Origin of the sequence: Paenibacillus germinis (assembly GCF_013141785.1) — a bacterium.
GTDB lineage: Bacteria > Bacillota > Bacilli > Paenibacillales > NBRC-103111 > Paenibacillus_E > Paenibacillus_E phytorum.
This window is the reverse complement of the sequence record NZ_WHOC01000143.1, coordinates 35,812-52,324: the sequence shown is the minus strand read 5'-3', so window position 1 is coordinate 52,324 and position 16,513 is coordinate 35,812. Positions and strand designations below refer to the sequence as shown.

The following is a 16,513-nucleotide window of genomic DNA, read 5'->3' as shown; positions in this document are numbered from 1 at the left end:
AGCAGCCTTCTCTTACGCGATGACCGGTTCCGTCTCGTGCTCTTTATGCGATTGCTGCCGGTACAGCTTTGCATATAATCCTTCTTTGGCCAAAAGCTGCTGGTGGCTTCCCTTTTCCTTTACGACACCTTGTTCCATCACATAAATGACGTCCGCCTGTTCGACAGTAGATAGCCGATGAGCGATCATCAGGGTCGTCCTGTTTTTCATCAATGTATGTAAAGCACTTTGTACCCAAAACTCGGATTCAGCATCCAGTGCTGAGGTAGCCTCATCGAGCAGGAGAATCGGGGCGTTTTTGAGCAAAGCCCGGGCAATGGCAATTCGCTGACGCTGTCCTCCGGATAACGAAGTTCCCCGCTCGCCAACCATCGTATCGTAACCGTCTGTCAGCTCCATAATAAATTCATGCGCATAAGCCGCCGTTGCCGCATCCTTCATGTCTTGATCCGTGACATCGGGTTTGCCGAATCGGATGTTATCGCCAATTGTACCGTGAAACAAATAAGGATCCTGTGGAACATAGGCAGTTAGCTCACGGATTTCGGAAAGCTTATAATGACCCAGCGGCTTTCCAAGGATGCGGATCGTCCCGCCCTTAGGCGGATAGAAGCCGAGAAACAGCTTCATGACTGTGCTTTTACCGCTGCCACTGGCGCCTACGAGGGCGGCTACCTGACCTTTCTGCACGGAAAGTGTACTCCCGGATAGAATGCCAGCAGCAGTACCGTAATCGAAGATCACGTCGCTCATTTCCAATTCTGTACTTGGAATCGCCTCCTGCTCGCTGCCCTGCGGGGATACAGACGAATACCGATCCGGTTCCGCCCTTTCATCAAGCAGCTCGAATACGCGTGCGGCCCCGGCAAACGAATGCTGTATCAGAGAAACGATGCTGCCAAGCTGCAGAAATACCATCGAAACACCCGTTTGCAGCTGAATGATTTGCCCTAGAACGCCGAGCTCGATCATACTCTGCGAATACATGATAATCCCAACAACGAGCATTCCGCCTAAGCTCATGAAGTTAATCAGGAAATTCACTGCTTCAAGCAAACCCGTTTGATTCCCTTGCTTCATCGCTGAAGCTGTGACCTCCCCATTCCTATCATGGAAACGCTTCGTAACCGTGCGATGAAGCGAGAACATTTTGATCACTTGCAGACCAGCGAGCAGGTCAGCCAAACGTTCGGTCAAACCGCCGGTTTGTGCTTGAAACCGATCGCTTATTTTTCGTAAAGGGCGTGCGAAGCGCGTATTGATCAAGATGGACAGCACACCGAGCACCAGCAATACCAAGGCAAGCCGCCAATCGAGTACAAACATAACGGTCAGGGAGCCGACCAATGTCAAGCATTCTACAATGATCGATTTCAAATGTTCAGTAAACGTTTGTTCCATCAAATGCATATCATTCGTCGTTCGCGAAACGATATCTCCTGAATGACGGGATTCATAATAGCTCTGCGGCAGCCGTCCCAGCCGTTCGAAAACGAGCAGCCGGATGTCCACCATCGTTTGTTTCACACTGCGATGATACATATAGCTAAAAAACGGCGACAGTACACTCAGCATGACGAACGTGCCGCCAACGATCCAAACCGCCTTCATAAGCACCGCCTGATCGCGATGAACGGAAAATTCAAGTAAATATTGAATAACAAAAGACATCAGGATAGCAATGCTGGCATTGCTTAAGCTATCTCCGATTAATCCGATGAAATACCTTTTACGGCGCAGCTGCATAAAAGACATCAGTCGTTTAAATTCCCTGTAGGACTGCCTCAGGAACATGACTTAAGCCCCCTCTCTGTCTGCGCTGGCGGTACCGTCTTGCAGCACAAATTGTTTGAAGTACAGCTTCTTGTAAGGACCATTGCTGCGGATTAATTGTTCGTGTGTGTTGCATTCCACAATTTTCCCATCGCTCATAAAAATCACACAATCCGCTTTATCAATCGTTGTCAGGCGATGCGAGATGACGAGAACGGCACGGTCTTTCATCACCCGTTCGATCGCTTCCTGAACGATGGCTTCGGAGTGCGTATCGAGCGCGGATGTCGGCTCATCCAGCAGCAGAATCGGCGCATCCTTTAACAGTGCGCGCGCGATCGCAATCCGCTGCTTTTGACCTCCAGACAAGGAACCCCGTTCTCCGATGACGGTTTCATACCCTTCAGGCTGCTGCATAATAAAATCGTGCGCATTCGCTTCTTTGGCCACCCGTACGATATCGTCACGGGTGGCATGAAGGTTCCCGAAACCGATGTTCTCAGCAATCGACCCCGGAAACAGGTGGGTGTCCTGAGAAACGAGTGAAATTTGGCTGCGAAGCTGCTTCAGATTCCACTCATTGAGCGGCCTGCCGAGTACCTTAATCGTACCGCCCCCTGGTGACAGTTCGTAAAAGCCGCAAAGCAGCTTGAACAACGTGCTTTTCCCGCATCCACTGGAGCCTACAAGAGCGATCGTCTGTTGATTTTGCAGCCAAAAGCTTAAACCATTCAGCACATTCGTTTGTCCGTCATAGGAGAACGTGACGTTCTCAAATTCAATCGGTGCCGCATTTAGATCCACATCTTGGAAGGAGAGGATGTCCTGCTCCACCGACATATCAAGAACATCAAACAACCGCCTGGCTGCCCCGGTCACTTCCTGTACCTGAGCAGACAGCACCGGGATCATGGATATGGGCTGAAGAACAAACGAAAACATATACAAGAAAATGATGATGTTGCCGGATGTCAGCTCGCCTTTTTCAATCAAGTAGCCGCCGATGACGACCATAAAAATGAGCGGTGTTGACAGCAGCAGAATACTGATTGGCGACATGAGTGCGCGACGCTTTTCGAGCAGCAGACTTTTGGACAAAACCTGCTGCATCACTTTGCTGTACTTTGCGAACAGCGTATCCTGCCTGTTAAAAGCTTTGACCATCGAGATTCCGCCGATCATATCTTGGGTGACTGCATTAGCAGAGCCCAGTTGTTCCTGCAGCTGTTCGGAATATTTGCTGATCGGCCTGCTCAATATGGCGGTAACGGCAATGCCAACAGGCAGCAGGGTGAGACTGAACAGGATCAGCTTCCAACTCGTAAGCAAAAGAATCGTAAGCGCACTAACAAAGACGACTGGCATGTAAAAAAGATTGGCAAAATGGTGGATAAAAAAGTTTTGCAGCACCGTCGTATCGTTCGTCAGACGGGATACGAGATCGCCCGATTGCTGCTTCTCCACGGTGGAAACCGGCAGGTTTTCCAGATGATTCGCAACCGCATTGCGCAAATCTCGCAGCGCGTAGGCACTAAACCGGGTCGAAGCATATTTGATCAAATACTTCGAAATCACACCGATCAGCGCCATAATGCCAATAAAACCAGCGGAGAACAGCAGTTTATCCGAAGAGCTGTCGACCATTTGCTCAATCAGCTTTCCCATCCCGATATCGACGCCTGCAGCCATGAGCGAGGTTACAATCGTCAGAAGAACCCAAAAGCTGTAAGGCTTAATATAGGCCATTAGCCGGAAGAAAATCGGCTTCGGTCTTGGTGGCTGCGACTTGCTTTTTCGACTGGCCAAAGTATCGCTCCTCTTCATCGCGGGTTATAAGGATAAGATTTCCTTGACGATCTCTGCATTTTTGGCGGCATACGGCGCATCCAACATGTCTTCATGAGGACCTGCTCCCTCATAGCTGCGGTACTTCGCAGTGGTAGATTGGTTCCACAATGTGCTGCCGCTTAACTTGCTGCTTGGTTTGATTTCATTTTGTACAAAATGGACGTTTGCACGAACGGAGCCGCTATTTTGCAAACCATTCAAGTAGATCATGTAGCTTTTCATTTTTTGAATCACACTGTTTTTGATAAGTTCGTTACTTACATAAGCTTCGTATTTTGCGTTAGACTCGGCTTCCTGGAGCAAAGCGTCGACCTCTTTTGCCACTACCTTTTCGGATTGACGTATAACTTTGCTTTTCCTTGAAGCATCCAGCATGATCAGATCCGAGACAACGTACCCTTTTGCCTCCATCGCCTTCGTCAGCTCGAACATGAGGTTGCCGCCGGCGGAATACCCCATAAAGACATACGGTCCTTCTGCCTGAACACTTGTCACAAGTTCGATGTAACGTTCCAGGCGATCCTCGCTCTCAATAAAATCAAGACCGTAGAGGGCATGCGAACCGATCTGCTCCGCGAGCTCTTTAAACACAAAACCGATGCCGCCAACCGGTGGGAAACAGAATACATGACGATCCGTTTTCCGGTTCAATAAGGTAATAGGTTTGTTAAAATCGATCCTCAGCTCTTTGGAATCCATGTATTGAGCCATTTGTTCAACAGTCGGATGCTGGAATAAGTACTGCAGCGGTAATTCCTCCTGCATCGATTCGTAAATTCGCGTCACAAGCTGAATAGCTTTCAGCGAATGGCCGCCAATTTCGAAAAAGTTGTCGTGAACGCCAACTTGCTTCAGGCCAAGGATCTCCTGCCAAATAGCTGTGAGCCGCTCCTCAGTAGCGTTACGAGGTGTGACATATGCTGCGCGTGCCAATGTGCTTTCATCCGGTTTCGGCAGTGATTTTTTATCCAGCTTACCGTTCGGAGTCAGCGGCATGGCTTCCATGCGGATGAAATAACTCGGGACCATGTAAGCCGGCAGCTCGGAGGAAAGATACGCTCTCAGCTCTGCCATGTCCGTACCTTCTCCCGCAACAATGTAGGCGCAAAGCACCTTCTCCCCGTGCATCTCTTCCGTCACGACGACAGCTTCCTGCACATGTTCATGTCTAAGGAGATTAGCTTCTATTTCTTCCAGTTCGATCCGGTAGCCCCTAATTTTCACCTGCTCGTCGAGGCGTCCGATATATTCAATCGTACCGTCTGGTAAGAGGCGGGCAAGATCTCCCGTTTTGTACAACCGTTCGCTTTTGCCTGCTTTGGATGTGAATGGATTCGCGACAAATTTTTCGGCAGTCAGGTCATCACGATTCAGATACCCTCGGGCCAAACCGTCTCCTGCGATACACAGCTCGCCAATGATGCCGATCGGCTGCAGATGATGATCTGTCTCATTCACAATGTAAACTTGCGTATTTGCGATCGGACGTCCGATTGTAATGTCCTTATCCGGCGCCAGATCACGCAGGAATGTGGCTACCACGCTGCTTTCCGTAGGACCGTATTCATTCACAAGCTCAATGTGCGGGAATAGCTGCTTGCTCCGCTCAATCACATGTGTGTTTACCTTCTCGCCGGCAACCGTAATGATGCGCAGCGAGCCAGCATCTTCGGTGTTCATGCACTCTAGCAGCGCTGCGTATAAGCTTGGCACGCTGATGAAATGCGTGATGCGATGCTCCGCGATCTGCTTTTTGATTGCGAAAGGGTCTTTCGCATCTTCTTCTTGCGGCAGGATAACCGTAGCTCCCGCCAGAATTGGTGTGAAAAAGCTGGTCACGAAGCCATCAAAAGCAAACGAAAACAGCTGCAGTACCTTATCGTTTGTGCTCAGCGCATATTCCGACTTTCTCCACAGGAGATTGCCGGCGATGCTGCGGTGCTCGATCATGACGCCTTTCGGTTTACCCGTCGTACCTGATGTATAAATGATGTAGGCCAAATCCGTCATCACATTGACTTGCTGCAGATTGGAGCCGTCAGCAGTGTAGTGCTGATCGTCGTTCAGATCCAGCCATTCTCCGGCGAAAGCCGCCTTTACTTCCCCGCTCATGCCCGCGATCAGTCGCTCCTGAGTCAGCACGATCGAAGTGCCGCTATCCTCCAGCATGTAGCGAATCCGCTCTTGCGGATACTTCGGATCAATCGGCACATAGGCTCCGCCGGCTTTCAGTATCGCCATGATACCGACGATCAGTTCGAGCGAACGGTCAGCCATAACGCCTACCCGCGTCTCTGGGCGAACGCCCTTATCCCGCAGCGTTCTTGCCAACTGGTTGGCCTTCGTATTCAACTCCGCATAAGTCAGCTGCCGGCCCGCACAGACGACAGCCGTTTGCTCAGGTGTTCTCGTCGCCTGCTCCTCAAACAGCCCGTGCAGCGTATTATCGGTTAGCACGTCAGTCTGCGTTGCGTTGAAGAGAGCCATTTGCGAAAGCTCATCTTCCGTCACTATGCCAATCTCAGCTAACGACGTATCGGGACGATCTAATAAGTTATCGATCAGCTTTAACAAATGGCGGCCCATACGCTCAACAGTTGCTTTGTTAAACAATTTTGTGCTGTACGCTAGATTAAATCCGATCTCACCTTCGGTCTCAACCGCTGTTAACGCAAGATCGAATTTGGCGACTTTATGCTCGAGAGGGAACGGTTTGAACTGCAGTTCGTTAAGTTCGATCACCGCTTCATCTGTATTTTGGAAAATAAAGATCGTATCGAACAGCGGATTACGGCTTAAGTCCCTTTGTAAGCCCAACTTTTCTACCAACAGTTCGAACGGGTAGTCTTGATGCTCGTAAGCCTGCAGCGAGGTTTCCTTGACTTGCTGAAGGAAGTTCCGGAACGTCAATCCGGCTTCTGGACGGCTACGAAGCGCTAGGGTATTAACGAACATCCCGACGACGCTTTCCACGTCCGCATGCGGTCTGCCGGCAATTGGTGTTCCCACCACAAGATCATCCTGACCGGAATATTTGGCAAGCAGCACGTTAAATGCGGCGAGCAGTACCATATACAGCGTCGTTTCCTGTGATGCTGCCAACCGGTTCAGCTGCTCCATCCTTTGAAGACCGGAGCCGAAGGCGATAAAATCCCCTGTGAAGCTTTTCACTTGCGGTCTAGGGTAATCAGTCGCGAGATTTAGCAGCGGCACTTCACCGGCAAACTTGCTTAACCAGTATTGCTCATGCCTCTGCATGACACCGCTTTGGAATTGCTCATTTTGCCATACCGCAAAATCCTTGTACTGGATAGTCAACTTCGGCTGCTCAGCACCGGCATACATGGCAGCAAAATCATTCACGATGATGCCGCTCGAGACACCGTCTGAAACGATATGATGCATATCTAAGACAAAGACATGCTTATCGTCCGCTCTTCGAATTACAGCTGCTCGAATCAATGGTGCTTCACTTAGCTTGAACGGACGGATGATTGACTGTACGAGTTGAACGGCAGCTTCGTCTGAATCAGCCTCGAAGACCTCGATTTGAGTATGAAGTTCAGCATCCGTATGCACCATCTGTCTCGGCTCCCCGTCCACCGTATGGAATGAGGTGCGGAGCGCTTCGTGCCGACTAACGAGTGCCCGATAAGCCTGCTCAAATCTCCCAAAATCCAACTCGCCTTCGATCAGCATCACATCCGGCATGTTATAACCAACGCTGCCCGACTCAAACTGCTGCAAAATGAACATCCGTTTCTGAGCGGATGACAACGGGTAATATTGCTGCTCTTGAGCAGACTGAATCGCGTGGTAATCGTGCGATGTGGATTGGTCAATAAACTTGGCAATCTGCTGCACCGTCGGCATCTCGAACAGCGTACGGAGCGGCACTTCCACGCCCGTTTCACGGTGAATCTGGGCGAGGAGCATCATCGCCTTCAAAGAATGGCCGCCCAATTCAAAAAAGTTATCTTGAATGCCGATCCGGCCGATTCCGAGTATAGGTTGCCAGATGATGCAAAGCTTACGCTCCGTCTCATTTGACGGTGCCGTATAATCAAGCTCTTGCCGACCATCTGGCTCCGGAAGCACTTTGCGGTTAATTTTACCGTTCGGTGTCAAGGGAAGCTGATCCATTTGGACAAAGTAAGAAGGCACCATATAACCTGGAAGCTCCTTGCTTAAGCTTTCCTTCAGCTCCGAAGCTGGCATGATTTCGTCCGATACGAAGTACGCGCATAAGTACTTTTGAGTATGGGAGTCCGTCCGATCGATGACTACGGCTTCTTTGATACCTGCTTGTTTCAGCAAAATCGCCTCGATTTCGCCGAGCTCGATCCGGTAGCCTCTGATTTTAACTTGATGATCCACCCGTCCGATATATTCCAAATTGCCGTCAGGCAAGAAGCGTGCCAAGTCGCCCGTTTTGTACATGCGAATACCTGTTTCGCTGCGGAAAGGGTCCTCCATAAACACTTTCTTCGTTCTCTCCAGGTCATTCAAATAGCCGCGCCCAACCCCGATGCCAGACACACATAATTCTCCTTGAACGCCAATCGGCACAAGCTTCATATAAGGGTCAACGATGTAAACATGCAGGTTTTGCACCGGCTTGCCGATCGGCACTGTTTCCAGCTTCGGCGCCTCATCCATCTCGTACAACGTAATGTCGTCCGACGCTTCCGTTGGCCCGTAAGCGTTGACCAGCTTCACGTGCGGATAGCGCTCGAACCATTTTCGCGCCAGCGGAGGTTTGATCGACTCCCCAGTCACCAGCACATATTGCAAGTCGGGAAGCTCTACGGCTTCCGGCAAATCGAGCATCGCGGTCATATAAGAAACGACTACCTCCAGAACCGTCGCCTTGTCTTCCGCCACTTGCTTCATAAATTCACGTACATTCAACACGAGTTCATGACTGTACATCGCCGTCCGTCCACCAATCACCAAGGCGGTAACCAACTGCCAGACGGAAATATCGAAGCAGTGCGGGGCATTCTGGACAATGACACTTTGTTCATCCAGTTGGAAGGCGCTGATCATCGCATCCATATGATTCAGCATGCCAGCATGCTCCAGCATGGCGCCCTTCGGCTTTCCGGTAGAACCGGATGTATAAATGACATAAGCAAGATTCCCCGATACGGGTACAGGAAGCCTGACTTTCTCCTCCTTTACCTGACGGATGACCTCATCGTCCTTATCAATTGGAATGATTACTCCGTTATAATCTTGCTCGATTTCAAGCGTTACGTATGGCATTTCGGTCAACAGGCACACAGCGCCAGAATCTGCAAGCATATCGCGGATTCTTTGCGGCGGATAGTCAGGATCGATAGGCACATAAGCGCCGCCCGCCTTCCAAATCGCCAGAATGCACACAATCATCCTTGGTGAACGGTGCAGCAAGATGGCCACCAATTCCTCCTGCTTCATACCTGTTAACAGCAAGAAACGCGCTAACTGGTTTGCCTGCTCATTCAACTCGCGGTAAGTGAGGTGCGTTCCTTCGAAGCTGACCGCAATGCGATCCGGCGTTTGCGCCGCTTGTTGTTCGAACAGCTGCGGCATCGTCACATCCAGGTTGAACGGTTCTCTCGTATCGTTAAATACATGGATGATTTCATGCCTCTCAGCAGCGCTTAGCATATCGATCTCAGCCAGTTTAGTATCTGGGCTCTTGACGATTTGATGAAGCATCCGCAAATAGTGCTCCGCTAATCTTCTCATCGTATCCCGGGTAAATAATCTCGTGCTGTATTCCAAATTGAAACGGATTTGATCTTCTTCTTCCGTTGCTTCCATCGAAAGATCGAATTTGGCAATTCGACTCTCTGTTTCATAAGGCGTAAATTGGAGCCCTTCCAATTGTGCCGCCCGAACAGCAATGTTCTGCATGCTGAACATGGTGTCAAACAACGGGTTGCGGCTTAAATCGCGGGCCATATTCAATTTGTCTACAAGAGATTCGAAGGGATAATCTTGGTGCTCGAATGCGCTGAGCGTCGTGTCTTTCACCCTTGCCAAAAACTGCTTGAAGGTTTGCCCGCCTTCCGAGCGGTTACGCAGTGCCAGCGTGTTTACGAACATGCCGATAACCGGTTCAAGCTCCGCACGCGGTCTGCCGGCGATCGGTGTTCCGATCACGATGTCTTCCTGCCCGCTGTATTTGGACATCAGCACATAATAAGCCGCTAACAGCACCATGTACAGCGTTGTGCCGGTTTCGGCGGCAAGTCCTTTTAGCTCGTCTGCCAACTCTTTGCCGGAGCCGACAGTCAAATAATCGCCTTCAAAGCTTTGGATGGAAGGTCTGGAGAAATCGGTCGGCAAATCAAGCACCGGAATTTCCCCCTCAAATTGAGATAACCAGTAAGTTTCCTGCTTTTGCATGAAGTCCGACTGGAAAAACTCGGTTTGCCACACAGCAAAATCTTTATACTGGATCGGAAGCTCCGGCAATGGTTCACCTTGATACAGGAGGGCGAATTCATCAACGAGGATAGCCATCGATACGCCATCGGAAATGATATGGTGCATATCGAAAAGGAATAAATGACGTCCAGGCTGTAGATGAATCAGACCTACGTGAAGTAAAGGCGCCTTCGTTAAATCGAACGGTCGTACGAACTGTTCAACTAAACGGTCTACTTCCGTATCATCTTGAACGCAATCTATATATTCAATCTCAAATTGCAGATTACGGTGAACGGTTTGGACTGGTTCGCCATCTACGACAGAGAAAGAGGTTCGCAGCGATTCGTGCCGTTCAACCAAGCGAATGAACGACTGTTTGAATCTTTCGAGGTTCAGCTCACCTTCGATGAACATGCTACCTGGCATATTATAAGCTGTTCCGGAGCCTTCAAATTGCCCAAGTACAAACATCCGCTTCTGGGCGGAGGAAACCGGGTAATAGTCGCGCGGCTCCACCAGCTTGAGCGCCGTATACGCCTCTCTATCGGCCTGTGCGATATGCTGGGCTAGCGCGTCAATCGTCGGCGATTCGAACAGCACCCGCAGCGGCACATTCACTTGAAGCTGCTGCTTGATCCGCGCCAGCAGCGTCATCGCCTTCAGCGAGTGGCCGCCGAGCAGGAAGAAATCGTCGCGGATGCCGACCTGCGGCACACCAAGTACGTCCTGCCAGATGGCAGCGAGCTGCTCTTCAGCCATATTACGCGGTGCTTCATACGCTGTGCCTAGTCCAAAGCCGCCTTCCGGCTCGGGCAGCTCACGGCGATCAATTTTACCGTTGACCGTCAGTGGCAACTTTTCCATCAGCACCACGTATGCTGGCACCATGTAAGATGGCAGCACTTGTGCCAGAAACGCCTTTACAAACAGTGCGTCCAGCTCCTGTTCCGCTACGATGTAAGCACACAAGAACTTCTGCCCATTCGCGTCCTCCCGTGCGGTCACTACGGCATCCTTCATGGCGGGATGCTTCAACAACTCCGCCTCGATCTCGCCCAGCTCGATCCGGTACCCCCGGATCTTCACCTGCTGATCGATGCGGCCCCTATATTCAATCGACCCGTCCGACAGCCATTTTGCCAGGTCGCCGGTGCGGTACATCGTCTCTCCCGCTATGAATGGGTTCGGTACGAAGGTCTCGGCCGTCAGCTCCGGCCGGTTCGCGTACCCTCGCGCCACGCCATCACCGCCGACGTACAGCTCACCCGGCACACCGACTGGCTGCAGCTGGTTGTACTTGTTAACGATGTACGCTGTGGAATTGCTGATCGGACGCCCGATCGGAATGCTTCCCTCGTAATCGCGTTCGACCCTAAATGTCGTGGAGAACGTGGTGTTCTCCGTCGGCCCATAGCCGTTAATCAAACGCAGACCTGGACACTTGCTGCGCACATGATTAATGTAGCTCGGAGACAGAGCGTCTCCGCCGACCAGCAGCTGTCGCACACCCGTAAACAACTCTGCATTCTCCTGCGAAAGCTGGTTGAAAAGCGGTGACGTGAGCCACATGGTCGTGATGTGGTGTTCAGCGATGAATGCGCCGAGCTGCTCACTATCCAGGATGACACTCTTGTCAGTTAGGTAGAGCGTACCACCGTTCAGCAGTGCCCCGAATATCTCGAAGGTGATCGCATCAAAACCAAGTGCTCCTGTCTGCAGGATCCGCTCATCAGCACTCCACTGAACGTAGTTCGTTTCCTTAACTAGCCTTACGACGCTGCGCTGCTCGTTGAGCACCCCTTTTGGCTTGCCGGTGGAGCCGGACGTGTAGATGACATACGCCAGATCGCGCGATGAGCCGGACAGCTCCAGGTTGGAGCAGTCGTTATCATGAGGGACAACCTCATCGTCAAGGATGATCACTTGAACAAAAGCAAATGCCGTAGTCTGTTGACGAAGGTGCCGCTCCGTCAGGATGATACGAGCACCGCTATCTTCGAGCATGTACTTCATGCGCTCTACAGGTACATCGAGATCAAGGAGCAAGAAGGCGCCGCCAGCCTTCAGAATGCCGAGCAGGCCGACCATGAGCTCCAATTTATGTTCCGCCATCAGGCCGACGACATGATCGGGACCTACTCCTTGTGCGATCAGCGTCCGGGCTAGCCGGTTCGCTTGCTCATTGAGCTGACGGTAAGTCAACTGCTGCCCCTTCCAAACGATGGCAGGATGATCAGGCGTTTGCTGGGCCTGCCGCTCAAACAACGCAGCAATGGTCATTTCACTCGGGTAATCCGTTTGCGTATCGTTGAAATCAACCAGAATTTGTCGTCTTTCTTCCTCTGAGAGCATGTCGAGCTCCGCCAGCTTCCTCTCCGGTTCCTGCACAATGGATTCGAGCAGAACGAGGTAGTGGCGGCCCATTCGTTCGACGGTTTCCCTTTCAAAAAGATTCGTGCTGTATTCGATATGAACCGTCAGACCGTTCGCCGCTTCCTTCGCTTCCAAGGACAGATCGAATTTGGAAATGTAATTCTCAACAGCGAATGGCTCAACATGCAGCTCGTCGAATCCGGCCTCCTGCACATCGATGTTTTGCACCATGAACATCGTGTCAAACAGCGGATTGCGGCTAATATCGCGCACAATGTTCAGCTTTTCGAGCAGAGATTCAAACGGGTAATCCTGATGGGTGTACGCCATCATCGCGTTCAATCTGACTTCCGCTAAAAACCGCTTAAATGTTTTGTGGCCCTCGGGCTTATTTCTCATCGCCAGCGTGCCGACAAACATGCCAATGATGCCTTCCACATCGGCATGGGATCTTCCGGCTGTCGGCGTGCCGACAACAATGTCTTCTTTTCCAGAATATTTGGAGAGCAAGACGTTATAAGCAGCAAGCAGCACCATGTAAAGTGTTGTTCCAGTTTCCGCAGCGATGCGCTTTATGCCTTCCAAAATTCGTTTTTCTGCCTGCAGCGTCAAATGATTGCCCTCAAAGCTTTGAACCGCAGGTCTCGCATAATCGGTTGGCAGCTCCAGCTGCGGCAGTTCCCCTTCAAACAAATCAAGCCAGTAGGCTTCCTGTTTTTTCAGTTTCTCGCTGTGCAGACTGTCGTGCTGCCATACGGCAAAATCTTTATACTGAACGGAAAGCTCCGGCAGCGCTGCCCCATGATACAATTCAGTAAATTCTTTGACGAGGATCGACATAGACACCCCATCCGAAATGATATGGTGCATATCACACATGAATAGGTGATGCTCATCGGCAAGCTGAATCAACCCTACGCGGAGCAGCGGAGCCAACTGTAAATCGAACGGCTGAATAAATAAACGGATCAACGCCTCGACCTCGACACGAGATGGCTCTCCCCCATCAACCTCCGTATAACTGATCTCAAACGGAACAGATGCGTGTACTCTCTGAAAAGGCTCTCCATTTACCGTTTCGAACGATGTTCGCAGCGTCTCATGCCGCTCGATCAATCGGCGGAACGCCTCTTCCAAGCGGTTTCTATCCAACTTCCCTTTCAAAATGAACATGCCGGGCATATTATAGCCTGTTCCTGATCCCTCAACTTGATTGATGATGAACATCCGCTTTTGTGCGGAAGAAACAGGATAAACATCCTGCTGAGGTGCAGGGCGAATCGCCGAATATCCGCCGCTTTCTTCGCCGTTAGCTTCTAAATAACGAGCCACCGCTTCAATATTCGGCGTCTCGAACATCAAGCTTAACGGCACTTCCACATCGTACGCTTTGTGCAGCGCTGTGAGGAGCGACATCGCCTTCAGCGAATGACCGCCCAGCGCGAAGAAATCGTCCAGCACACCGACCTGACTGCAGCCGAGCACCTCCTGCCAAATTTGCGCGATCCCCGCTTCCAGCTCTGTTCTCGGTGCTACGTAAGCCGTCCCCGAGTCCAGCCCGCCTTCCGGCTTCGGCAGCGCTTTGCGGTCGATTTTGCCGTTGGAGGTAAGCGGTATTTTGTCCAGCTTCACAAAATACGACGGGATCATGTACGCCGGCAGATCGCTGCCGATATGCGCCCTAAGCTCACTCACGGTCAGCTCCCCGTCTGAGATGAAGTAGGCGCACAGGAACTTCTGCCCCTGTTCGTCATCCTGCGCCAACACCGTCGCTTCCATGATCCGCTCGTGCCGAAGCAGCTGTGTTTCGATCTCGCCGAGCTCTATGCGATGCCCCCGGATCTTCACCTGATGGTCGATCCGTCCGAAGTATTCCATCTCGCCACTGGGCAGCAGACGCGCAAGGTCGCCAGATCGATACAACCGTTCCTCCGGCTTGTATGGATTCGCGACGAACCGCTCAGCCGTCAGCTCCTCGCGGTTCAAATATCCGCGGGCGACGCCATCTCCGCCCACGTATAGCTCGCCGACGACGCCGATTGGCACCAGTCTGCGCTGCGCGTCGAAGATGTAGCTCGTCAGCGTTGGAATCGGACGGCCGATGTTGCTCAGATTCGTTTCGATTTCGCGATCCGTTATTTCTTTATAAGTAACATGCACAGTCGTTTCGGTAATCCCGTACATATTGATCAGCAGCGTATCCGGATACTTCATCTTCCACGGCTTCAGCATGATCGGGTTCAGTGCTTCCCCGCCGAAGATAACGCAGCGGACGGCAAGCCCCTTGCCCGGCTGCTGCAGCTCCTCGTGGATCAGCGTATAGAATGCAGTCGGCGTTTGATTCAGTACCGTCACTTGCTCTTGCCGCAGCAGTTGGGCGAATGCTTTCGGGTTTTGTGCGGTTGTCTTCGGCACAACCACACACCTGCCGCCGTACAGCAGCGCCCCATACATTTCCCACACGGAGAAATCGAAGCAGAAGGAGTGGAATACCGTCCACACGTCGCGCTCGCTGAAATCGAACTGCAGCCGGTCATGAACGAGCAAACGCACAACATTCTGATGCTCGATCATAACGCCCTTCGGCTTGCCGGTCGTGCCGGACGTATAGATGATGTAGGCCATATCGTGCGGTCCATTCACCGGTTCCAAGTTTGTAGAATCCCCGGCATACAACACCGCATCGTTCAAGTCCAAGATGACGCCATCATAAGGCGCTTTATCAGCCAAATGCGGCTGCGTCAGCAGGACGTGGGCCCCGCTGTCCTCCAGCATGAACTGCGTGCGCTCATGCGGATAGTCCGGGTCGAGCGGTACATAAGCGCCGCCGGCTTTGAGGGTCGCAAGGATGCCGACGATCATATCGAGTGAGCGCCGGGCGAGCAGGCCGACCCTAACATCAGGCCCCACTCCGTGGCTGCGGAGGTTGCGGGCGAGGCTGTTGGCGCGTTCGTTCAGCTGGCGATACGTCAACCGCTCCTCACCGCAAGATGCAGCGACGCGCTCCGGCGTTCTTTGCACCTGCTCCTCGAACAAACCGTGAATCGTTTGATCCTGCGGGAACACCGCCCCTGTCTGGTTGAATTCGTCCAGCAGCGTCATTTTTTCAGCCTTGGATACAAGCTCAAGATCCGCCAGGCTGCGGTCCGGTTCGTTCAAAGCCGACCGCAAAAAATGAATCAGGTGAAACGCGATTTGCTTCATCAAAAATTCGCTATACATACCATTGTTGTATTGGACGACCAGTTCAACCTGCTCATCAGCTTTTGAAAACTGGAAAATAACATTGGATTGGACATGATCGACGATGCTGCGGTCATGAATGCTATCGAGCAAAACGAGCGTAGGCAGGTAAGGTTCGCTTCCGCTCCCCCCCGGCAGTTCAAGCTGCTCAGCCAATTTCGCATACGGAAAATTTTGATGCTCATTGGCCGAGGTGACGGTTTCCTTAACAGCTGTCAGCCACTGCTTGAACGTGCAGGTTTCCTGCAGGAAGGTCGTTTGCAGCAGCAGAAGCGAGTTCACCATAACGGCACTTTGCTTGTTTTGCTTGAAAACAGGCATACCAACGATGATCTCCGATTGGGCCGTATACCGATACAGGATGTATTTAACCCCAGACAAAAGGATCATATAAAGAGCAAAATCGGATTTATTCGTGATATGCTGCAGCTTCTGCGAGAGCTCTGACGGAAAGTCGTATTTCATCGCGGACATTTTGTCGGTAAGAGCAGCTGATCGATCGGCATCCCTCGGAAATTCCGAAAGAACGATTTCACCCTGCAGCTTGTTCAGCCAATACTGCTGCTCTTTCTCAAATTGACCGCCGGCAAGCATCATATTTTGTGAATATTTATCAATCATGAGCATCCTCCTAAGAGTTTTGCTTTAGCAAAACTAACTTCGTAAGCATAGGCTGAGTTTTCCGTAGGAAAACTGACTTCGTAAGCATAGGGGGCTGTCTCAAAAGGTTAAAAACCAAGAGAACAGCCTCTTCTTTGTCATAGCAGGGGCGAAGTCTAACAGGAATTCCTCCTGCTAAATTCGTTTTGAATAGTTCTGAACCGACATCTAGAGGGAAAATATCCCTATATTT

Annotated in this window: 3 protein-coding genes; all 3 read right to left on the bottom strand. The window is 51.3% G+C overall.

The annotated features are described in order from the left end of the window. Positions 1-12: 12 nt before the first annotated feature. The 3 genes from GC102_RS26465 to GC102_RS26455 are packed head-to-tail and all read right to left on the bottom strand — an operon-like array spanning position 13 to position 16,281. Entirely contained in the window at positions 13-1,794 is a 1,782-nt protein-coding gene (locus tag GC102_RS26465) for an ABC transporter ATP-binding protein (protein WP_171692189.1), read from the bottom strand. A 3-nt stretch (positions 1,795-1,797) separates the two neighbouring features. Beyond that, positions 1,798-3,579, bottom strand: coding sequence for an ABC transporter ATP-binding protein (locus GC102_RS26460; protein WP_246321136.1), 1,782 nt, complete (start codon positions 3,577-3,579; stop codon positions 1,798-1,800). 24 nt (positions 3,580-3,603) lie between these two features. Continuing rightward, a complete protein-coding gene (locus GC102_RS26455) occupies positions 3,604-16,281 on the bottom strand; it encodes a non-ribosomal peptide synthetase (protein ID WP_171692187.1) in 12,678 nt (4,225 codons plus the stop codon). Positions 16,282-16,513: the final 232 nt, after the last annotated feature.